Below are 21,696 nucleotides of genomic sequence, written 5' to 3'. Positions count from 1 at the left end.
TGGTGCAGGGGTGGGGTTTGCGGGGTCGGTTAGACCCTGCGTTTGGCCGCCCATACGTCGACGGCGACTGCCGTAACGATGAGGACGCCCTTAATGACGTCCTGCCAGTAGGCGGGGACGGTCAAGATGTCGAGACCGTTGTTAAGGGTCTGAATGAGAAGGAGACCGAGTGCGGTTCCCCAGACGGTGCCGCGTCCGCCGAGGAGGCTGGCGCCACCGATGACGACGGCAGCGATGGAGTCCAGTTCGTATCCCTGGCCGAGGGTGGGCGAACCGGTGATGACACGAGAGGCGAGCATGACCCCGGAGAGTCCGGCGAGCGCGCCGCTGATGGCGTAGACGCTGAACAAGACCCGACCGGTCTTGACGCCGGCGATCCGTGCAGCGAGCGGGTTCCCACCGACTGCATAGACACGCATTCCGAATGCGGTGCGTCGCATGATGAGGCCGAGGCCGACGATTCCGACGATCATCAGGATGACCGGAATGGTCAACCCGAAGATCTGCGTGTTGGCGATGTTTCCGAAGCTCGCCGGGAGGCCGTTGATTGGCGCCCCGTTCCCAACGACGTAGGCGAGTCCGGAGGCAAGCGTAAGCATTCCCAGTGTGGCGATGAACGGCGGGACTTTGATGACGGAGACGACCAGGCCGTTGATGCTTCCCGCGGCCAGGCCGACGACGATTGCTACGAGAACGGGGAGCCAGACCTGCCCGGGGAAGGTCTTGGCGACGAGTGCTGAGCTCATGGAACTGAGCGCGATCACGCTGCCGACTGAGAGGTCGATGCCGCCGGTCAGGATCACAAGAGTCTGACCGAGCGCAATCAATGCGAACGGTGCGGCGGCGACCAGGATCGTTGTGAGGTTGTCAAGCGTGCCAAAGCGTGCGCTTCGATACATGAAGAACGCGATCACGAGCAGCAGGACGATGACCATCGCGTAGCGGATGGCAATGTTTCGGATGACCTTGGCGTCGAAGCGCCGACGGCGTTCGGTGACTGCTGTTGCGCTGGTCATCGTGCTGTCTCCTTTTCGAATGCGGCAGCGGGGGCTGCGGTGGTTGGTTGATTGGTGGTGAGGCCGCTGGCAAGGCGGAAGATCGTGTCTTGCACATCGGGTTTGTCGAGGGCTGGCCGATCGAGTTCACCAACGACTTGGCCGCCCTTCAGCACCAGAGCGCGGTGCGAGAGGCTGAGAATCTCGGGCATGTCGCTTGATGCCATGACGACCGCCATGCCCTGCTCGGCCAGCTGAGTGATGATGCGGTAGATCTCACTGCGGGCGCCGACATCAACTCCGCGCGTCGGTTCATCGAGGAGAAGCACATCGACGGTACCCACCAGCCAACGGGCGAAGACGACCTTTTGCTGGTTGCCGCCCGAGAGAGTCTCCATGCTTTGCTTCAAACCCCGACTGCGAAGGCTTACGGAATTGGTTGCGTTGCTTACCGCGGCACGACGCGCTCGCTGTCGCAACCAGCCGGCGATTGTGAATGAGGACAGCCGTGGCAGGCTGCCGTTGTCCAGGATGTCCATTGAGAGGACACCGCCTGCTCCCTTCCGGTCCTCGGGCACCATGGCGACGTTGGCGACGATGGACGCGGCAGGGTCGTTCCGCCTGATATTGCGGCCGGCCACCGTGATGGTCCCTGTGTTCGTTCGGCGGATGCCGAAAATGCCTTCAAGGAGTTCGGTGCGACCGGCACCCACGAGGCCGGCCAGTCCGACGATCTCGCCGCGCCGCACCTGCAGGTCAACCGGTGCCGGCGCGCCTTCGACGTGAAGATCGCGGACCTCCAGCGCGACTTCGCCGAGGTCGTCGGGTCGTTCGGGAAACAGGTCCTCGAGTTCGCGGCCGATCATGGCGGTGACGATCTCGTCGTCAGTGACCGCGGTCATCGGTGCTTCTAGGACGAGATTGCCGTCGCGCAGGACAACGACGTCGTCGGCGAGGCTGCGAATCTCTTCCATTTTGTGGGTGGTGAAGAGCAGTGCGACGCCAGTGTCTCGCAATTTCCGCATGACGGTGATGAGGTGCTCGACCTCGCGTGCGGCGATGGCGCTGGAGGGCTCGTCGAGGAGGATAGCTCGGGCGCCGGTGTTCGTCGCCTTGACGATCTCGACGATCTGCCGGAGGCCGAGCGGGAGAGTGCCCATCTTGCGGTTCGGGTCGATTGCGACGCCGAAGTCTTCAAGGTTCGCTCGCGCCTCGGCGATCATCGCCTTCCGCCGCAGTCCGCCGGGTCCGCGGAGTTCACGGCCGATGAAGATGTTCTCGTACACGGTCATCTCTTCGAGAGACGCGAGCTCCTGGGGTACGATCGCGACGCCGAGCTTCATGGCGACGGATGTGCTGCCCGGTTGCAGCTTCGCTCCGCGAACGAACACCTCACCGGCATCGGCCTTGTACTGGCCGGAGGCGATCTTCATCAATGTCGACTTCCCGGCGCCGTTTTCGCCGGCAAGTGCGGTGATCGTGCCGGGCCGAAGGCTGAGGGACACCCCGCGGAGCACGGGGATGCCACCGAATGCCATCTCGATCCCGCGGCATTCCAGGGCGGCCGGTTGCTCGCTCATCATTCTCACTTCCTGCAACGAGCACCTGCGCTTCGTCGCGATGTTTCAGCGGCTTGCACCGCGTCGAAATAGAGAATAGACATGCCTCACGATCGAGTGGTATCGCCGCTCATTTGAGCGGTGCGAGAAGAGCGCGTAAGGTTTCCTCAGACACACGGAAAGTGGGAGCAATGGGCCCCGACGAACTGGTACAAATCAGCCACGCGGCGCGCCGCTTCTACGTCGAAAAGGCGAGCCAGGTAACCATCGCTGAAGAACTGGGTGTGTCGCGATTCAAGGTCGCTCGCATGCTGGAGAAGGCCGTCCAAACGGGTGTCGTGACATTCACCATCAAGAGCCCGGCAACCGTTGACCTCGACTTGTCAATCCAGTTGAAGAATCGATTCGGCTTGCAGCACGCGCTTGTCGTACGCACGCCGAACGAGGAACCAGAGGTCATCCAGGACGCGTTGGGCACGGTCGCCGCGCAACTGCTCGAAGAGATCACAGTCGAGGGCGCGGTGCTGGGTTTCACAGCCGGGCGGACCCTCAATGCGACCACGTTGCACCTTTCCTCGCTTCCGTACTGCGAAGTGGTCGCCCTGGGCGGAGTGGCCGGCCCGGTCAAAGAGCACGGGGTGGAAGTAATCCGGCGCGTCGGCGAAGTAACCGGCGGCCCAACCTTCCCGATCTTCGCCCCGCTCTTCGTTACCAACGCAGACGCGGCAACCACGCTCCGCTCCGATCGAGGGATCGCGCAAGCATACGCCAAATTCAATCGCGTCGACATCGGCGTGGTCGCAGTCGGAAGTTGGTCCCCTCCCGATTCACAGCTCTACGACGCCGCGCGGGAGGCCGGCATCGCCGACGCCCTTCTGGACCAAGGGGTCGTCGGTGAGGTCGGCGCAACTCTTTTCACGAACACCGGCGAGATCATTGACACCATTGACGACCGGTCTCTCGCGATCACCCCGGCTCAGCTGCGCAGGATCCCAGAGGTCATCGCTGTAGCAGGAGGCCGAAGCAAGGCCATCGCAATCCATGCCGCGTTGCTCACCGGTCTGGTCAACTCGCTCGTAACAGACCAAGGAACCGCGCAGCGACTGTTGGCCGACGCCGGCGCACCAGCCGGGCCGAAGTGATTCACCGTCACCTGCCACACGGAGTTGAACGCAGATGAGCGGATCGTATTCTGTGTCGGCCGCAGCCGTCCTATTCGATATGGACGGAACCTTGATCGATTCCATCGCTGCCGTCGAGGCTCTCTGGACTCGGTTCGCCACCGAGCTGGGGGTTTCAGCCCCGGACGTGATCGAATATGGTCACGGGCGGCAGATCGTCGACACTGTTGCAAAATTCCTCCCCAGCCACTCGGCTCAGGAACAGAGCAGCATCAGCCGGCGGCTCATGCAGGAAGAGCTAAACGAAGCGCACAGCGTGGTGGAAATCGCCGGCGCGGCGGGCCTCGTGTCGGCGCTGTTGGACAACGCCGTACCAATCGCACTTGTGACAAGCGCGACCAGGGAACTAGCGCTCTCTCGGATGCACAATGCCGGCGTTCCGATACCGCCGATCGTTGTCACCGCTGAAGACGTCTCCAAGGGCAAGCCTGCCCCCGACGCGTACCTACTGGCCGCCGAACGGTTGGGCGTTCCGATCGCAGACTGCATAGTTTTCGAAGATGCGGAAGCCGGCCTCCGCGCAGCTCGCGCCTCGGGTGCGAATGTCATCGTCGTCGGAGAGCACCTCTCTCCGTCTACCGACGGCTTAGCTCGAATCAGCAGCTACCTGGACATGCGCATCGTCGGCAGCAACGCGATCGCCCATTTCGAATTCGCACCTTTCGACTGAATTCGCCGAGACTCCGGGGCTGTCCACGCCGCGAGGCATCAGTCCCGAACTAAATCCTCGCAGATTCGCGCTCGACGAAACGAGACGAATGAATCAAAGGTGAGAGGGCCAATGAGGTGGAGAGATGATCTTCCCCCGGTTCCTCGGACAGTTTGATGTGTCGTTTCAGGCAGCCAGGGTGACTGTCGTCGGGACGATCTTCTCGTAGTCCGCCGGTGAGTGGTAGCCCAACGAGGAGTGCCGGCGGCGCGGGTTGTACCAGGCTTCGATCCAGGAGAACATCGCGGTCCCCAGTTGCCGTCTGGTGGTCCAGGGCTGGCTGTCGAGGAGTTCGATCTGCATGCCGGACCAGAAGGATTCCATCATCGCGTTGTCGTAGCAGTCGCCAACGCTGCCCATGGAGGCGATCAGCCCGGCTTCGTGGACGCGGGAGGTGAAGGCCCAGGAGGTGTATTGGGAACCGTGGTCGGAGTGCATGATCGCCCCACGGACCCCGAACCTCCTCCAGCGGGCCATCTGGAGAGCGTCGACGACGAGGTCTGCGGTCATCCGGGATCCGATCGACCAGCCGATCGCCAGCCGGCTGTAAGCGTCCAGGACGACGGCGCAGTAGACCTTCCCCTCGGCCGTGTGGTGCTCGGTGATGTCGCCCAGCCAGAGCCGGTTCGGGCCGGGAACATGGAAGTTGCGGTTGACCTTGTCCTCGCTGGTGGCCGGGTTGGTGCGGAACCGGAACTTGCGTTTGACGGCGCCGGCCCAGCCGCGCTCGCGCATGATCCGCTCCACCCGTTTCCGCCCAATCCGGTAGCCGTGGCCCATCCGCAGCTCGGCGTGCATCCTGGGTGACCCGTAGGTGTGGAAGAACGCGCCCTTCTCCGATCGGAGCCGGGCGATCACCGCGGCTATCTCCTCATCCCGGGCTTTCCTCGCCGAGACGTGGTGCTTCGCCCAGGTGTAGTAGCCCGAGCGGGAGACCCCTAACAGCCGGCTGACCGTCGCGACTTTGAACCGGTGCGGGTCCTCAGCCGTCAGCTTCTCGATCAGTCGGAAAGATGTTTTGGGAGCACGTTCTCCTTCGCGAAATACGCCGCCGCGCGTTTCAGGATCTCGTTCTCCGTCTCCAACCGGCGCACCTCACGACGGAGCCGGACCAGCTCGGCCTGTTCGTCTGCGTCGAGGATCGGGACCACGCCAGAGGCCTTCTCCGCCTGCTCTTTGGCGAAGTCGTCCTCCGCGACCCATCTCGAGAGCGCACTGTTCGAGACGCCGAGCTCGCGGGCGACCTGCGACAACGGTCGGTCGCTGATCCGGACTAACTCGATCGCACGAACACGGAACTCCCGAGGGAAACGTCTAGCCATAAAGACCAACCTCCCGAACCAATAAGGCCGATGCTAAGTGACCGAGGAACCGGGGGAACACCAAGACCCAAAGAGAAAAGCCAGACGAAAAAAGCCAAGCCAACGATTCAAGCAGACGAATCGCGAATAAGACCGATACAAAAGGCCCATGCACGTAGGCACTTAAGTGGGACCGCATCCGTCGACCCTGGGTTCTCAGGGTCTCGCGTCGAGTGTGTTGCCGTGATTCGAGCGGCGTCTGGAGTGGAGCGATCCCCATTCCGCAGCTCCGATCAACGTGGACAAGGGTGTCTACTTGCTACCGTTCAGCGTCCGGATGCTGGGTGCCTCACAAACTGGCTCCGCGTCGTAACCCGAGACGATGGCGGGGGCCACATTCATGTCGCGTGCCACTAATCGAGGACGCCGCGCACGGCGCAGCCCTTCTGAGGTTTGAGGGCCTTTCCGTCGGCCGATCGTAGCTCGTTCCCGGTGCTCCGTGCCGGGCTTTCGCGGCGTATCCTCCTCCGCTGCGCTCCCCCGGTACTCCACTGTGAGTCTTAGAGCGGCTGGTCAGGGACCTGGCTGGCAGGGTTGGCGTTGGTCGTCTCGCCCGGTTCGTGACTCTTACTCCACGTGGCCTCGACAGAGTGCCTTTGGACCGACTCGTCCGTTCCAGGTGGGGCGGCCGGCGTTGGCCCGGCCCACGTCGGTGGCTTGATTAGAAGCTTGTCCAACCCCGCGAAGGGTTGTGACCCCTCACAGTGTTGCCCCGAAGTGATTTCCTCCCGGATCAGCGCCGGCCGCGTCGCGGCCATCCGAATGATCCCTAGAGAGGAAGGAGGCGGCCGCGTTGACTATCGTTGCGCACTCCCGCCCGTATGTCATCGGGGTGGACTGCCACGCCCGCACCCACACCTACGTCATCATCGATACCAGCACCGGCCAGCAGCAGGGCTGTCAACAGTTCCCGACCACCCCGGCTGGGATCGCCCGCGCGATCGCCTGGGCCGGCCGGGGAACCGGCGGCGACGCCGAGACCCTCTGGGTGATCGAGGGCGTCGCCAGCTACGGCGCGGGGCTTGCCCGCGCTGTCACGAATGCCGGCTACCAGGTGGTCGAGGCGCCGCGGATGAACGCCCGCGCCCGCCACGGAATCGGCAAGTCCGACCCGCTGGATGCTCACACGATCGCGGCCACCGTCCTCAGCCTCGACGAGACTCAGCTGCGGACACCCCGACAGGACCAAGGCACCCGCGCTGCGCTACGGACACTCGTCGCCGCGCGTGACCAGCTCAGTCACGAACGCACGATGAACATCAACGCGCTCACCGCGCTGCTGCGCGTGAATGACCTCGGGATCGATGCCCGCAAACCCCTCAACGCAGTACAAATGAGCACCGTGACCCGGTGGCGGGAACGCGACGAACCCTTGGAAGCCGGGATCGCCCGGGAAGAGGCCATCCGCCTCGCTCGTCGCATCCAGGAACTCAACCAGCAGCTGGCAGCGAACCTCAAACGCATGACCGGCCTCATCCAGACCAGCCCCGCCGCCCCGGTGCTTCACATCACCGGAGTCGGGCCAGTCACCGCCGCCGTCGTCCTTACCGCCTGGTCCCACCCCGGCAGAGTGCGCTCCGAGGCCGCCTTCGCAGCTCTTGCCGGCGTCAGTCCCATCCCCGCCTCCTCCGGCAACACCACACGACATCGACTCAATCGCGGAGGCGACCGGCGCCTGAATCAGGCGCTCCACACGGCCGTGCTCGTCCGCATGATTCACGATCCCGAAACCCGCGCTTACGTCGAGAACCGGCTCCAAGAAGGACGAAGCCGACGCGAGATCCGACGGGCGCTGAAACGCTACCTCGCCCGGAGCATCTATCGATCACTCAACGCCCTCCACCAGCCGGTACTGACGACTTGACAGATATAGAAGCGTCGGTCCCGGCACTTCGCCCCATCCGCTCGCTCTCGATCATTCGCCGGAAAGGCGCTCAAAACGATCGACCTACGAGGGAGTGAGTGGGATGCGGGCATTCATCATCGACACCAGCAACATGGCACCGGAGCTGCAGGGCGGACTCATCGGCGTGGAAGGGTCACCGAACCCGACCGCAGAGGAGAGGCGGGAGTGCATCGAGACCGTAAGCCAGTACGTGATGGACGGGTGGGCGGTCGCCGCCGACCCACAAACACAGATCGGATGGCTCGCCGCACTCACCGCGGAGACGGCGTGCGTGCCCTTCGTCAACCTCAACCGGATCGCTTCGGAGGAGCGCGCATGGCGTCCCGCAAACGTCTGAATACCCGGCCGTTGGATGTGGCAGTTATGTAGACGGTTCCTGCGAATTTCGCGTTTGCGCGTCAAATCGGCACTGTACACACAACGTGTAGGTATGAGGGCATTGGCTTCGGGGACACCACCGCGGCGCACGTCGCCGTTAGTACTTCCTGACGGCTCGCCGGACGAGCGGCCGGCGTGCCCGGACGAGCGGCCGGCGTGCCCGGAGCCGAGTTCTGTCGTCTTGCTATCGAAGAAGCTGAGTCGCGGCCTGCTCGATATCGCGTCGGTGGCTAATCGGACCATGGCCCTGCGGTCCCCTGCACGGCTCAAATCGGAGAAGCGCCCCGATTCTGACGAATTTCTGGCGGGTTTCGGACATTCGGCCTGTTTGCGCGCCAAAACCGCCTTGGAACCGGAAGTTCTAAGTAGAAGGAGTTTTTTCGAAAGGACAGCACTGTCCAGTTTCGGAAGCCCAAGACGAGGTTAGCGGGAGGTGAGTGCAGGTGCGAGGTGGAGTAGCCAGATGGAAGCGGGGACAGTCCTCCCACGGGGTCAAGCAGGCGGTCAACTACGCCTTCTCCGGTGTCTGTGACGCCACTCTCACCGCCAGAACCGCCGACGGGGTGATCGCTGCCGCCGGATACGCGGACGCGGTGATGACCCGGTACATCGTCGAGAACGGTGCCATCCGCGACGACCTCCTCACCCGCGACCAGCTCAGGGACTGGGTCGACGGGCTCGACCCGCGTACCGGGGAGCGTCGCGGACGGGATCTCGAGTCTCCCGTTGCTGATCTGATTCTGGATGCGACGATCAACGCTCCGAAGTCGTTCTCGATCGCCGCCATGCTCGACCCCGACCTGGCCGCCGCGTATGAAGACCTCCAAGACCGGCTCCGGGACCGGATTGTGAAGCTGTGGCAGTCTGAGCTCAACGCCCGCCGCGGCAAAGGCGGCGCCATCCGTGAAGACCTGGCTCGGATCGAGGTCGTCGAGCTCCGGCACGAGCGCTCCCGATCGTTGGATCCGCACAAGCACCGCCACCTCTGGCTGAACGTCAAAGTCCAAGGCCTCGACGGCAAGTGGTCCAACATCGACACCAGGGTGGCGCTGCGGTTCCAGAACGTGATCAACGCCGAAGGCGACCTCGCCTCCCGCACCGACCCGGCATGGATCAACGCACTCGCCGCCAAAGGGTTCACCCTTGACGACGACGGCGAGATCACCCAACTGCAGCACCTGGTGCGGCCATTATCGAAGCGATCCGCACAGATCGAAGCCAACAAGATCACCCGCACCGCTTGGTGGAAGGCAGAGCACCCCGGACAGGAGCCCTCCCACGATGTGCTCAGTCGGATCGACCACTGGGCCTGGGCCGCTGGCCGACCGAACAAACCGGGCGAGCTGGACGAAGACGGATGGGCCGCGCTCGTCCGTGAAGAACTCTTTGCCGCTGACCCCACCCTCGGCAGGCAACGCTCGCCCGTACCGCTATCTACGATCGCTGTCCAGGATCTCGACCTCGAGTTGCTGGCAGCCAGGTCCGTCGTCGATGCGGACGCCCGCTCGACCAGAGGCGGCGGTCGCTTCAGCATCATGGACGTCCGGGCTGGTGCGCTCCGCGCGATCGCCGCAGCAGGCGTTGTCGCCGAGCGCGACGAGCTCGCCAAGCTTGCTGAAGAAGTCGTGGCGCACTCGCACACGGTGACCCTGATCTCCGACCCAGGCGCCCCCAAGCACGTCAAACACCTCATGGCGACCTCTACAGCCACGCTCAAGGCGACCCTCGCACACCACGTCGACGCTCTATCCGCACCCGGCAAGATGCTAGACAAGAACGAAGTCGTCGCGATCAGCCGTGCACTGGATCCAAATCGGAACCTGGACAACGAACAGCTCTTGGGTGCTGCGGCTCTCGGTGGCACCTCGCGCAACGTGGTCATCTCCGGCCCCGCTGGTACAGGAAAGACCACAATGCTGAAGGCCGCAGGAGCGGCGCTTCAGCGACGCGGCCACAAGATGATCGTCGTTGCCCCTACGAAGAAGGCGGCGTCCGTTGCGGGACGCGAGACGATGAGCGCCTCGTCCTCGCTCCACCAACTTCTTCACGAGTTCGGATGGCGTTGGGCTACCGACGCATCCGGTGCAACTGTTTGGTCGCGCCTCTCGATCGGGGAGGTGGACCCAATCTCAGGTGGCACCTATCGCGGCTCGCGTATCAGCATCCGCCCCGGCGATCGCATAGTCGTGGATGAGGCAGGAATGCTGGACCTCGAGGCTGCATCAGCCCTGGTTGACGTCGTCGCCCGCACCGGCGCAGGAGTCGCCCTTGTCGGTGATGAACTTCAAGCCTTGCCAGTCGGCCATTCAGGTGCGATGGCTCTGTTCTGGCGTCGCTCCGCCGATCGTGTGCAACTCAGAGTCACGCATCGCTTCAAAGATCCCGAGTGGGCAGACCTCACGCTGCGACTTCGCGATCCTCAGGATCAGGAAGCGATACAGGATGTCGCCGACGCGCTCATTCGAACTGACCACGTCGTGATGACGGATAGCGATCTCTCGGCGCGAGACGCGATGGTCAATGGTTGGTTCGAGGCCACACGACGTCGGCAGACCATTTCTCTTGTGACCGCCACGCACGCAGAGGCACGAGAGATCAGCGAGGCGATTCAGGCCCGGCGGATCGAGGCAGGATCGATTTCAACCAACCGCATGCTATGCGGGCAGTCGGGACAGTCGATCTTCGCCGGTGATGTGGTGCAGACGCGGCGAAACGATAGTTCTACGGACGTCGAGAATCGTCAGACCTGGATCGTGAGGACAATTGGCAAAGACCACGTGCTCCTTGCCGCGACCACAGACTCGACCGACCTGAGAAAGGTCAGCCAGGCTTACGCCGAAGCGCACATCCACCTCGCATACGCGACGACCGTCTATGGAGTGCAAGGGGAGACGACAGACCGCTCCATCGTTGGACCGGGAGTCGACGCCGCTGGCCTCTACGTCGGGCTCACGCGCGGAAAGATGAGCAACGTCGCAGTGCTTGTGGCTCCGACCGAAGACTCCGCGCGGACTCAGCTAGTCGAGACGATGCAACGCCAAACGGTGGAAGAGACGATGGAAAAGTCGCGCGCAGCGGCGCGGACCGAAGTTCGGCGAGCTGCGCAATCGCCCTCCAGCCCGATCACCGGAGCGCCGGCTCCTCAGAACGCGTCAGTTGGCCTCAATTGAACCGACTGACAGTTCTACGCGCTCAAACCCTTCGCGCTCAACGCCCGCCCGAGCAAGTTGACGCCATCGAGAGTGCCGCCCTTCGGATCGAAACCGAAGACTGCGACCCCGAGTTCATCGGCCCTCTCGCGGGCGTCCGGGAGCACACCGTGCCTGACGAAGATCAGCGCAGGACGCCCGTTCGCTGCAGACACCGTCGCCGCTCGATTCACTCGCTCGATTTCGAGATTGGCCGCCCGGTTCTCAACCCAGGCAAGGAACTTCGCACTGTAGAGGTCGCAGGCCTGAACCGCGGCTCCGGAAGCCACGACGGTGTCCCCGGCGCCGAGATAGATCATCCACTCGCGGCACAGTTCGATTGCTTCATTGTCCGAAGCACCCCAAGGCTTCGGGTCCGGAGGCTGCCGTTCCACAGGACCAGTCTGCCCGAGACTCCCGTCCCCGCCACCTGTGTTCCTTCTCCGGAAGGCCGGATGTCGGCGCTTGCACGTAACCTAACGCCACCCATCTCATCGCAGCGCAAAGCCTCGATCGGCGATTGGAGGTGAGGGATGGGGAGCATTCACGCGTACGAAACGGCCGGCGGCAAGCGTTACCGCGTCCAGTACCGAACACCAGAGCGAGACCTCACCGGCAAACGCGGCTTCCGAACGAAACGGGACGCCGAGCTCTTCCTGGCTTCCGTCGAAGTCGCGAAAGCTCGAGGCGAGTTCCTCGACGCTCGTGCCTCTCGATCAACAATCGGCGCCCTCGGTGCCGAATGGCTGGCCAACCAACACCATCTGAAGCCCTCGTCGCTCAGGCCTATCGAGATCGCCTGGCGGCTGCACGTCGAGCCCAAATGGGGCAGTCGCCCGGTGGGCGAAATCCGTCACTCAGAGGTGCAGAACTGGGTAACTGCTTTCACGAAAGGCGACGGCAAGCCGCGCTCGGCGACAACGGTCCTCCGCGCTTATGGTGTGCTCGCTGGCATCCTTGACACCGCCGTGATGGATCGCCGAATCCCGTCGAACCCGGCGCGCGGCGTCAACCTTCCTCGCAAGCTCAAGGGAAAACACAAGTACCTCAGCCACGCGCAAGTTGATCTTCTCGCAGACAACGCGAAGAAGCACCGGACCATGGTTCTGTTTCTTGCCTACACAGGCCTGCGCTGGGGCGAAGCGATCGCCCTCCATGTGAGCGATGTGGATCTGAATCGCCGACGTGTCGACGTACACGCGAATGCAGTAGAGGTCTCGGGCACGATCCATGTCGGCACACCGAAGACGGGCGAAGCTCGCAGCGTCCCGTTTCCGCCCTTCCTCGTTCCGCTCCTAGCGGCACTCACCGAGAACAAGACCCCATCGCAACTGGTCTTTGGCGACGGGGACAGCTACCTGCACCAACCAGATCGTCGCCGTGGTTGGTACGTCTCTGCGATCGCGCGATCACAGGCCCTCGACAAGAACTTCCCACGTGTCACGATCCATGACCTACGGCACACCGCCGCGAGCCTGGCTATCAGCGCCGGAGCCAATGTCAAGGCTGTGCAGCGGATGCTCGGCCATTCGTCCGCGGCGATGACTCTCGACACATACGCAGACCTCTTTGATGACGATCTCGACGCTGTAGCCATTGCCCTGGACGCTGCTCGAACTGCGGCTGAAGGATTGCACCGATGAGGCTCGACATTGACTGCTTAGCTCACCATCTACACCAGGATTGCGGTCGGAAGGCCGATCTCATTAGCGATTGGCGTGTATAGGTCGATATCGCTGCTGCGAGTCCGAAGCGACACAATCAGCGCATAACGAACGTCGCGTGATCTACGATCTGCGCGGCCATTGTTCTTCCACCACCCGCCGACTGGGTAGATAGCAATCGAGCCTGACGCGGCTAGCTCCAGCCCGGTCCCAGTCCATTCGTCCTGATGCAATGAACCCAGATTGCGTTGGTTGGGTCCGACCAACCAGCGATCGGTCGTTGATCCGCTTCGACTCCCGCCCTCTTCATCTAATCCGGCGTCACGATTCACGCGTCGGACGAAATCCCGCTGCGATTCCAGAGGGCCTTGGACATCGAATCGAAGGCCGTGAGATGCATATGAGTACCGCTGTCGCCAGCCACGGCGCGACGCAGAAGGCTCGATGAAGTAGGAGAGTGTGATGCGCAGCGTGACGTCCTCTTCACCCAAGTCTTCGAGTGCCGCTCGGGGCCACGGGAGCGAATGCAACCTAAAGTGGCGCATGCTGTAGCTCGATCCTGCGAATGGTACGAACTCGTCCTGTGTGACCATAGTCACCGCTTGGCCGGACGAGTTGAGCACAGAATCTTCAGTCGGAACTCCCCATCCATAGCGACGCAAGAGTGACTGACGTGCAGTCTTGCCTGACTCTGCTTCGATTTCCGACTTCATCGGAGAGGTCCAATGCGCGGAGTGTGTCAGAAGACCCCGCACCGTTTCCGGCCAGTACGCCGGGTAGCGGCTCATCGCGATTGCTGCCAGTCGTGCCGCTTGCGCACTTGCTGCGCTCGTTGCATTTGCCGAGGTCAGCGCAAGATCACTTGAGTGCCCAGTGGATCGCAACGAAAGCAGCGGGTGCCTGTCTTCAAAGCCCGCCCCTCCGTCTGTCAGGACGTTGCCGCCCTCCATGCAGATGTCAGGCTTGATTGGCCATTTGCGGCCGGAGTACAGTCGCGAAGTTCGGCTATGGGGTGACAATTCGCCGGCGTTAGCCATCGGACGCCAGCCTTGATAATCGGGGTGGGTAGGCGCAGCCGCAAGGTTCGTGAACGCAGAGACGGTCAGCGCATTCCATGACTGCGCTGGGTCCTCGATCGGAGACGTGTCTGACTCCAATCGATGGTCCGAGTGATAACTGTCCACGTTTCCAGCTGCGACGATTATCAAACGGGATGCTTCTGGCTCGGGTGCTGCCATCAACTGCAGCTGATCTCCATCACGAACGACCGGAGTGCCCACGGCCAAAGCGTCAATCGTGGAAGACCAGAGGGTCGGCTCCCCAGGTCTGTCTGGAGAAGTACTCAAAGGAAGACAGAAGACCCGTGGACGCGAGGCTGCAATCTCGGTCAACGAGATCGCATCTGCCGTGACCGTACCGAAGTCCAGAGGATCCGTCTCGGGCTCACTGGTACCTGGCACTAGTCGCACCGATTCCAGTCTATGGGCCAATCTCACTGAATCGGTCGACTCAAGGAGACCGCCAAGATCGCCATATAGGGCCAGCCCGGCCATGCTCGTTCCATGTCCTTGGACGTCACTTGCATCGGTGCCGATTACAGTATGCATGTCGCTGGAGGAAAGGGAATCCCGAAGCAGCACGTGTCCGCGAAGGACCCCCGTGTCGAGATGTGCAACTGCCGGCGCATCAAGAGGCGCGGCCACCACTCTGGCGGCAAGATCTTCGACGTACTCGTCTTGTCCTTCGGTCGGAAGGTCTTCGATCGTCTCGACGAATTCTGGGCGGCGAACCTCGCCGACCAAAACCTTCGTGAATGGGAGTACCTGGAGCAGATCCCAGCGAGCGTGCACCCACACGACAAGTCGATCTCGCAGCGCCAGTGACCGATGTACTACGCGCAGCTCATGTGTCGAGACGAAGGCATCAAACGCTTCTGCGCTCTCGACGGAGTTGCTTAGCCACAGCTCCCACCAATGAGAACCGCGCTCTGGCGGGTCGCCCTCAGAGGTCCACAGATCCCGAAGGACCGCCTGCCTGATCCGAGCGATGTTTGCGATCAATGCCTGGTTGGCTGGGTTTCCGTCCGGCGTCGTCCACCTGTCCTGTGCGCCTCTCGTGGATACCTTCGTCAGGTAGTCCTCGAATAACTTTAGGAACTTGTCCCTGTAGTCGTCGGACACCCAGACTGTTGCCCGCTCGGGCTCCGTCTGAGTGGCCGGCTGGACCGATAACAGCAACCACATCGGCCTCTTCGGCGTTCTCCTGTGGGCACTGAAGTGATCGAGCGATTCGACCTTGAGTGGATACGCTGCGTCGGCTCCTTCGAGCACGATGATTGTTCCAAGCGCTTCAAGCTCACTTGCGTCCATCGCGGCTGCAAGACGCACCTCGTCAACGGCCGAGAACGCTGACTCGAGTTCGCCGCGAATAGCAAGGCCATGTGCCCGGTGCTCAACAGGACGAATCTTCGGGTTGCCCTGCCCACCTCGCGTCAGATTCTCATTTGCGGCCCGATCAGTAACGTAAAGGTGATCAAGCGGCCGCGAGGCATCACTCAACGCTTGCCTGCTTACGGGCATCTAGCGCAAGGATCAGATCTTCGCGTGTAACGGCTGAGTCGCCGCGCATAAGCGCTCTCTTGGCGGCGCTCTCTGCGGCTTTTACGAGGTCGGCATGGCTTAGTCCGCTCGTGTGCTGGCTAAGTTTCACAAGGCTAAGCCCCGACGCTAGTGAGCCTAGGCGGGCCTTGATTACAGATACGGCCTGTCGCGCGTCAGGAAGTTGGTACGTCAACACTGCATCGAAACGCCGGAAAAGCGCCCGATCAAGGATGGAGCGATGATTAGTTGCAGCTACGACAATTGACTCAGCGCTAGCCTCTTCAAGAAACACCAGAAATGAATTCAAGATTCGCCGCGCTTCGCCGACGTCGTTACCACTTCGATCAGCGCCTAGGGCATCGAACTCGTCGAAGAGGTAAACGCCGCGTCGCTCCGCCACCGCCTCAAAGACCGTGCGAAGCTTCGCGGCAGTTTCGCCCATGTATTTGCTGAGCAGGCCGTCTAGCCGGATCGTAAACATTGGCAGCGCTAGCTCGGACGCGAGGACCGAAGCTGTCATCGTCTTTCCAGTACCCGGCGGTCCTTCAAGCAGAAGTCGGTGGGTCGGCGCAAATCCGTGATCAAGCAGCGTCTGTCTTTGTCGCTGTTCCGCCAAGATGTGCCTAATCTGCCCGTGTAGCTCACTGGGAACCACCAGTTCGCGAATGCTGACAGCGGGATGCGTCGCTTCAACGAGTTCCGCTAGATCGCCACGGGGTTGTGAAAGTCGGGTCACATTGTCGCGAGGAGTTGTCTTTCGGTACGCGTCAACAGTCTTTTTTATGTCATCTGCCAACACATGATGGCCGCTTCTCGCCTCCCGGGCCGCGACCTGAAGCGCGACAGAATAGAAGGCAGCGTCGTCTCCCGACGCATGGCTGCGCACCATTGCGGTTATGTGCTCGCCGAGCCCGGCCATGGGGTCCCCTCCTGCGCGCAGAACTAGCTGCTTGGTGTTCTATCGTACGGGTCCGACATAGTGTGAGGGCGTATCGGCGTGCGCAAGGTCATGCGTACTCGCTAGCCGTTGGCGGATGTAGTCAAAATGTAGTCAAACGGCCATTCTCTACCACGTAAAACGCCCCGGATCCCTGTGTTTTCAAGGGATTCCGGGGCGTCTGCGTGGCGGTACCGGTGGGATTTGAACCCACGGTGGGCTTTCACCCACACAACTTTTCGAGAGTTGCACCTTCGGCCGCTCGGACACGGTACCGCGGACCATCGTACGCGATCCTGGCTATCGTCTCCAATCGAGCAGGAGCCCGTGGTGGAGTCGGTGGGCCGGGGTTACTGTTCCGTGCATGGGAGCACTCCGTCGTATCGTCGTCTCGGCAGCCAGCATCGCGGCCACGGCCGCATTGGCCGGTGTCGGGTGGCAACGCGTGCAGGCGAAGCGGCAGGCGGTCGCCGAGGGGCGCGTCCGGCTCAACGAGCTGCTGCCGGTGCACTCCAAGTGGTGGCGGGATGCGGCCAACGACCCGGGCGACCTGCTCTACGTGGCCATCGGCGACAGCGCGGCGCAGGGGATCGGCGCGTCCGCTCCGAAGAACAGTTACGTCGGCGTGATCGCCGACCACCTCCGCTCGGTCACCGGACGCTCGGTGCGCGTCGCCAACCTGTCCGTCTCCGGTGCCACGGTGGCGCTGGCCGTCGCGGACCAGCTCCCCCGGTTCGCCTCACTGCAGCCGGACATCATGACGGTGTCGATCGGCGCGAACGATATCGCCAACTTCGACCCCCAGCGCTTCCGGGCCGGGCTGCGCGCGGTGTTCGCGGCAGTGCCCGACCACGCGATCGTGGCCGACCTCCCCTACTTCTTCCTGCCGTGGAACGAGCGGCTCGTCGCCGAGGGCAACCGCATCCTGCGCGAGGAGGCGGCGGCGCGCGGCCTGCAGGTGGTACCGCTGCACGACACGATGCGCCGCGAGGGCCTGCGCGGGATCTTCACCCAGTTCGCCGAAGACCTGTTCCACCCGAACGACCACGGTTACCGGGTGTGGGCGTCGGCGTTCCTCCCTGCCGTCAGCGCGCGGGCGCGCACGCTCTACCCGCGGCGCGGCGAGGTCGCCGAGACGGAGGCGCTCAGCGCCTGACCGTCGCGGGTGCGAGGTGCGAGAGCACGCGTCCCCACGCCGGAACGACCGCCAGGTGTCCGACGCCGGGCACCATCTCCATCCGCGCATCCGGCAACGCCTTCTGGTACCAGGCGGCGTGCGCGTGGCCGGCGAGCGGGTCCGCCTGGCCCGCGATGATGAGGGTCTTCGCCGCGACGTCGGCCAGGTCGAAGCCCCAGGGACGTGCGGTGTAGCTCAGGATGTCGCCGGCGACACCGCCGGTCCCCTGGCGGAAGGCCTCCTTCAGCATCCGGCCGAGACGATCGCGCACGCCGGGACGGTCGAGCGCCTGCTGATCCACCGGACCGACCCCCAGCAGGTCGAGAGGCACGTCCGCCGGTTCGGATGCCGCAGCGACCGCGTCGGCCTGCGGCTGGAGCATGGCGCTGAGCCGGGTCATCGCCTCGTCGGGCGCCATCGCACCGAGTTGGTCGGACAGCGCCTGCAGTTGCGGATCGATCCACGGCACCGCCTCGTTCGGAGCGGGCGTGCCGACGATGGCGACGCGATCCACGAGCCGCGGGTGGCGGGCGGCCACGGCGAGCGCGACGCGCCCGCCCGCCGACCATCCGCCGACGCCGATCGTGCGCGGCCGGCTCACGCCGATGACGCTCTCGGCGAGGACGATGGACCGGATGTACTCCGCGATGTCGTCCGCGGCCTGCGCGATGCTCGGCCAGCTTCCTGCGGCCCACGGGTCGCTGGAGCCGTAGCCCGGGCGATCGGTGGCCAGGATGTGCGCGTTGCGCTCGGCGGACGCGTCCGGGTCGGGATCGAACACCGACGAGCCGGGCGCAGCGTGGCAGAAGATCACGATCCGCTCGGCGTCGGAGTCGCCGAAGCCGGTCACGCCGACGACCCGGCCGGAACGGAGAGTGTACGTGCGGTCTGCCATGGGCCCATTGTGCACTCGGCCACCGACGCGCAGAAGTGCCCACAGCCTCGGCGGAGCCGGGATGTCCACAGGACCCCGCGATCCTTCCTGCGATGACGGTGGCTCCCCGTAGTGTGGATCCCGATCGAGGAGGTGCCGTGCCGAAGGCGTCCATCAACTACCGCTGCTCCGAATGCGGGTGGCAGACGGCCAAGTGGGTGGGTCGTTGTCCCGACTGCCAGGCCTGGGGCACGGTCGCTGAGACAGCCCAGCCGACCGGTGTGCTCCGCGCACTCAAGCCCGTCACCATCGTGGCCGGCAGGGAGGCGCGGTCGATCTCCGGCATCCAGTCCGACAGCGTGCAGCGGCGTCCGAGCGGCATCGGCGAGTTCGACCGGGTTCTCGGCGGCGGCATCGTGCCCGGAGCCGCCATCCTGCTAAGCGGCGAGCCGGGTGTCGGCAAGTCCACGCTGCTGCTCGAAGTCGCCTCCCGAGCGGCCCAGGCCCGCAACCGCGTCCTCTACGTGAGCGCCGAAGAGTCGGTCAGCCAGGTCAGGATGCGCGCCGAGCGCACCGGCGCCGTCCACGACGAGCTCTACCTCGCCTCCGAGACCGACCTCGCCACGATCATCGCCCAGATCGACGCGGTCGAGCCGTCGCTCGTCATCGTGGACTCGGTGCAGACGGTGTCCAGTAGTTCCGGCGAAGGCATCGTCGGCGGCCCGAGCCAGGTTCGCGAAGTGGCCAGTGCCCTCGTCCGCATCGCCAAGGAGCGCGACCTCCCGATCCTGATCGTCGGCCATGTCACGAAGGATGGCTCGATCGCCGGCCCGCGACTGCTCGAGCACCTGGTGGATGTGGTCTGCCAGTTCGAGGGCGACCGGCAGACCGCGCTCCGGTTCATCCGGGCGCTGAAGAACCGGTTCGGGCCGACCGACGAGGTCGGCTGCTTCGAGATGGCCGGCGACGGCATCCAAGAGGTCCCCGACCCCAGCGGACTGTTCCTGAGCCGCACGACCACTCCGGTGTCCGGCACGTGCGTGACGGTCGCCATGGAAGGTCGGCGTCCACTTCCGGTAGAAGTGCAGGCCCTCGTCGTCGGCACGACGGCACCGAACCCCCGGCGGGTGACGAACGGTGTGGATGCGTCCCGCGTCGCCATGCTGCTCGCTGTTCTGGAGCGCCGGGCGGGCATCAAGCTCGGCGACAAAGACGTCTACGTCTCGACTGTAGGCGGCGTGCGCCTGGCCGAACCGGGCGCCGATCTCGCGATCGCGCTGGCCATCGCGTCGGCGGCGACCGAGCGCGCCATCCCGCACACCCTGGCGGCCTTCGGCGAGATCAGTCTGGCCGGCGAGATCCGCCCCGTCGTCAGCGGCAAGCAGCGAACGGCGGAGGCCGCCCGGCTCGGGTTCACCACCCGCGTCGACGACCGGAGCACCTCCATCCGGGAAGCCCTGCGCCTCGCCTTCTCGGCCGCATCGACCGATCGCGAACGGGAACTCGACGCAGCGTTCTGACGACGTCGAATACCGGCTCCCCCGTTCGACGTCAGGGTGAGAACATCCATTCACCGGAAGGAACGACCATGCCGCAGTACGTCATCTTCATCCACTCGGACACCACGGCGCAGCACGACGACGCGGAGCTCGCAGAACACGACCGGCACTCGGCCGACCTCATCCGCTCAGGCGCGCTCGACGCGGCCTACGCGCTCGCAGCCCCCAGTGCGGCGAAAGCCCTGCGCGCCGACGGCGTCACCGACGGCCCGTACACCGAAACCAAAGAGATCATCGCGGGAATCGGCATCATCGAGGCCACGGACCTGGATGCCGCACTCGCCCTTGCGCGACAGAATCCGGCGATGCGGCACGGCTCGGGCCTCGAGGTGCGCGAGATCGTCGGAGCCTACCGGCGCGGCGAGGACGTCACTGCAGGATGATCTGCTTCGTCTGCGCGCTCTTGATGCCCGCGACGCTCGTCTCCAGGTGATATGAAGCACCCGCGGCCGGAACCTGGGGCCGGTCCGCCTGACACGTCGACGGGTCCGAGCGGGTGCGGTCCCACGTGATGGGCGCCTGCGATGAGATCGTCTTGCCGGGCTGCAGGAGCACTTCCGCATCCACCTTGTCGCTCTGGCAGTCCGTCGACTTCCAGTAGACCTCCGAGCCGCTGGTGATCGTGAACACCTGCTGGGCCGTCCCGGCATCGATGGTGCACGCGGCCGACCCGGTGTTTGTCAGTGCGACCGAGAGCTGCGGGAGCTCACCGGAGGCGTAGGTGTCCTTGTCGGTCACCGCCTCGACCTTCACGTCCGCGGGCTTGCAGGGCTGACCGTCGGCCTTCGCGCTGCTGGTGGGGATGCTGGTGGCAGCGGGGGTGTTCGTGGCACCGGCCGCAGCCTTCGGTGCGGGCTCGCCGTTCGATGCGCCGGGGCGCGCGACGATGAGGACGATGACGACCACGACGGCGATCAGGCCGACGAGGACGATGAGCCGGCGACGCCAATAGACGCTGCTCGGCTGGGGGCCGACCGGATTCTTGAACGTCGACATGCCCGCACTATAACCAGCGCGGCACCGTCACCACGGCAGGCGCGCCCGGCGGAACGGCGGCACTCAGAGACGCTTCAGCATGCGGGTGTTTCCGAGCGTATTGGGCTTCACGCGCGCCAGGTCGAGGAACTCGGCAACACCCTCGTCGTGCGAGCGGACCAGTTCGGCGTACAGCTGCGGATCGACCGTCTCGGCACCCATGTCGACGAAGCCGTTCCGGGCGAAGAAGCCCACCTCGAAGGTCAGGCAGAACAGGCGATCCAGGCCGAGCTCGCGCGCGTCCGTCTCCAGCCGGGTCAGGAGCGCCCGGCCGACACCCCGGCCGAGCCAGCCGTCTTCCACCGCGAGGGTGCGCACTTCGCCCAGGTCGCTCCACATGACGTGCAGGGCGCCGCACCCGATGAGGCGGCCCTCCGCATCCTCGGCCACGCGGAACTCCTGGACCGACTCGTAGAAGGTCACGGTCTCCTTGCCCAGCAGGATGCGACGCTGCACGAGCGGCTCCACGAGCTCCTGGATGCGCTGGACGTCGCCGGTCCGCGCGCGCCGGATGGTGAACCCTGCTCCGCTCTCAGTCATCGTTCCACCCTACCGAGTGCGCGGGAGGCGTCA

General features: G+C 64.1%; 19 protein-coding genes and 1 tRNA gene. 9 read left to right on the top strand and 11 right to left on the bottom strand.

Translation table 11 applies throughout. The features are described from left to right. Positions 1–29 precede the first annotated feature (29 nt). Together P3F85_RS01745 and P3F85_RS01740 are read right to left on the bottom strand one after the other, a co-directional pair. Entirely contained in the window at positions 30–1,016 is a 987-nt protein-coding gene (locus P3F85_RS01745) for an ABC transporter permease (protein WP_374009546.1), read from the bottom strand. Further along, positions 1,013–2,578, bottom strand: a complete 1,566-nt coding sequence (locus P3F85_RS01740) for a sugar ABC transporter ATP-binding protein (protein WP_374009545.1) — start codon at positions 2,576–2,578, stop codon at positions 1,013–1,015. The genes P3F85_RS01745 and P3F85_RS01740 overlap by 4 nt, the downstream gene beginning before the upstream one ends. 167 nt (positions 2,579–2,745) lie before the next feature. On the opposite strand from P3F85_RS01740, the gene P3F85_RS01735 reads away from it, so the two are divergent. Beyond that, on the top strand, positions 2,746–3,696 hold the full coding sequence (locus P3F85_RS01735) for a sugar-binding transcriptional regulator (protein ID WP_374009544.1): 951 nt from the start codon (positions 2,746–2,748) through the stop codon (positions 3,694–3,696). Positions 3,697–3,787: 91 nt separating this feature from the next. Next, positions 3,788–4,405, top strand: coding sequence for an HAD-IA family hydrolase (locus tag P3F85_RS01730; RefSeq protein ID WP_374009543.1), 618 nt, complete (start codon positions 3,788–3,790; stop codon positions 4,403–4,405). A gap of 165 nt (positions 4,406–4,570) precedes the next feature. Here the strand turns inward: P3F85_RS01730 and P3F85_RS01725 are convergent, their stop codons facing one another. Both P3F85_RS01725 and P3F85_RS01720 read right to left on the bottom strand, forming a co-directional pair. Further along, positions 4,571–5,437, bottom strand: a complete 867-nt coding sequence (locus P3F85_RS01725; protein WP_374010977.1) for an IS3 family transposase — start codon at positions 5,435–5,437, stop codon at positions 4,571–4,573. Positions 5,438–5,445: 8 nt separating this feature from the next. After that, positions 5,446–5,766 carry a transposase gene (locus P3F85_RS01720; protein ID WP_374008526.1) on the bottom strand — a complete coding sequence of 107 codons (321 nt, stop codon included), beginning with the start codon at positions 5,764–5,766 and terminating at the stop codon, positions 5,446–5,448. Positions 5,767–6,598: 832 nt separating this feature from the next. Between P3F85_RS01720 and P3F85_RS01715 the strand changes: the two genes are divergently transcribed. From P3F85_RS01715 to P3F85_RS01705, 3 genes are all read left to right on the top strand, one after another. Further along, on the top strand, positions 6,599–7,669 hold the full coding sequence (locus tag P3F85_RS01715) for an IS110 family transposase (RefSeq protein WP_374009542.1): 1,071 nt from the start codon (positions 6,599–6,601) through the stop codon (positions 7,667–7,669). A gap of 103 nt (positions 7,670–7,772) precedes the next feature. Then, a complete protein-coding gene (locus P3F85_RS01710; RefSeq protein ID WP_374009541.1) occupies positions 7,773–8,048 on the top strand; it encodes a hypothetical protein in 276 nt (91 codons plus the stop codon). 637 nt (positions 8,049–8,685) lie between these two features. Next, positions 8,686–11,259 (top strand): AAA family ATPase, encoded by a 2,574-nt coding sequence (locus P3F85_RS01705; RefSeq protein ID WP_374009540.1) that lies wholly within the window; start codon positions 8,686–8,688, stop codon positions 11,257–11,259. Between the two features lie 14 nt (positions 11,260–11,273). Here P3F85_RS01705 and P3F85_RS01700 read toward each other — a convergent pair whose 3' ends face one another. Further along, on the bottom strand, positions 11,274–11,672 hold the full coding sequence (locus P3F85_RS01700) for a hypothetical protein (RefSeq protein WP_374009539.1): 399 nt from the start codon (positions 11,670–11,672) through the stop codon (positions 11,274–11,276). 138 nt (positions 11,673–11,810) lie between these two features. Between P3F85_RS01700 and P3F85_RS01695 the strand changes: the two genes are divergently transcribed. Further along, the gene (locus P3F85_RS01695; protein WP_374009538.1) at positions 11,811–12,920 is read left to right on the top strand and encodes a tyrosine-type recombinase/integrase; all 1,110 of its coding nucleotides are present in this window, start codon (positions 11,811–11,813) and stop codon (positions 12,918–12,920) included. 29 nt (positions 12,921–12,949) lie between these two features. Here P3F85_RS01695 and P3F85_RS01690 read toward each other — a convergent pair whose 3' ends face one another. The 3 genes from P3F85_RS01690 to P3F85_RS01680 all read right to left on the bottom strand — a co-directional run bounded on the left by P3F85_RS01690 (position 12,950) and on the right by P3F85_RS01680 (position 16,754). Beyond that, positions 12,950–15,499 carry a S8 family peptidase gene (locus P3F85_RS01690; RefSeq protein ID WP_374009537.1) on the bottom strand — a complete coding sequence of 850 codons (2,550 nt, stop codon included), beginning with the start codon at positions 15,497–15,499 and terminating at the stop codon, positions 12,950–12,952. Next, the gene (locus P3F85_RS01685) at positions 15,492–16,460 is read right to left on the bottom strand and encodes an AAA family ATPase (protein ID WP_374009536.1); all 969 of its coding nucleotides are present in this window, start codon (positions 16,458–16,460) and stop codon (positions 15,492–15,494) included. Before P3F85_RS01685 ends, P3F85_RS01690 begins: the two co-directional genes overlap by 8 nt. 204 nt (positions 16,461–16,664) lie before the next feature. Beyond that, positions 16,665–16,754: transfer RNA gene (locus P3F85_RS01680), tRNA-Ser, on the bottom strand. Between the two features lie 88 nt (positions 16,755–16,842). Between P3F85_RS01680 and P3F85_RS01675 the strand changes: the two genes are divergently transcribed. Next, positions 16,843–17,634, top strand: coding sequence for an SGNH/GDSL hydrolase family protein (locus P3F85_RS01675; RefSeq protein ID WP_374009535.1), 792 nt, complete (start codon positions 16,843–16,845; stop codon positions 17,632–17,634). Here the strand turns inward: P3F85_RS01675 and P3F85_RS01670 are convergent. Next, on the bottom strand, positions 17,624–18,550 hold the full coding sequence (locus tag P3F85_RS01670; protein ID WP_374009534.1) for an alpha/beta hydrolase: 927 nt from the start codon (positions 18,548–18,550) through the stop codon (positions 17,624–17,626). The genes P3F85_RS01675 and P3F85_RS01670 overlap by 11 nt on opposite strands. A 137-nt stretch (positions 18,551–18,687) precedes the next feature. Between P3F85_RS01670 and radA the strand changes: the two genes are divergently transcribed. Both radA and P3F85_RS01660 read left to right on the top strand, forming a co-directional pair. Continuing rightward, on the top strand, positions 18,688–20,049 hold the full coding sequence (gene radA, locus P3F85_RS01665; RefSeq protein WP_374009533.1) for a DNA repair protein RadA: 1,362 nt from the start codon (positions 18,688–18,690) through the stop codon (positions 20,047–20,049). Positions 20,050–20,117: 68 nt separating this feature from the next. After that, on the top strand, positions 20,118–20,471 hold the full coding sequence (locus tag P3F85_RS01660) for a YciI family protein (protein ID WP_374009532.1): 354 nt from the start codon (positions 20,118–20,120) through the stop codon (positions 20,469–20,471). Here the strand turns inward: P3F85_RS01660 and P3F85_RS01655 are convergent. Beyond that, the gene (locus P3F85_RS01655; RefSeq protein ID WP_374009531.1) at positions 20,458–21,084 is read right to left on the bottom strand and encodes a hypothetical protein; all 627 of its coding nucleotides are present in this window, start codon (positions 21,082–21,084) and stop codon (positions 20,458–20,460) included. The two genes, P3F85_RS01660 and P3F85_RS01655, sit on opposite strands and share 14 nt — an antisense overlap. A gap of 63 nt (positions 21,085–21,147) precedes the next feature. Next, positions 21,148–21,663, bottom strand: coding sequence for an amino-acid N-acetyltransferase (locus P3F85_RS01650; RefSeq protein ID WP_374009530.1), 516 nt, complete (start codon positions 21,661–21,663; stop codon positions 21,148–21,150). Positions 21,664–21,696 lie beyond the last annotated feature (33 nt).

This window comes from Leifsonia sp. T36S-04, assembly GCF_042465655.1.
In the GTDB taxonomy this organism is placed as follows: domain Bacteria; phylum Actinomycetota; class Actinomycetes; order Actinomycetales; family Microbacteriaceae; genus Leifsonia.
This window is presented reverse-complemented; position numbering and strand designations above follow the sequence as displayed.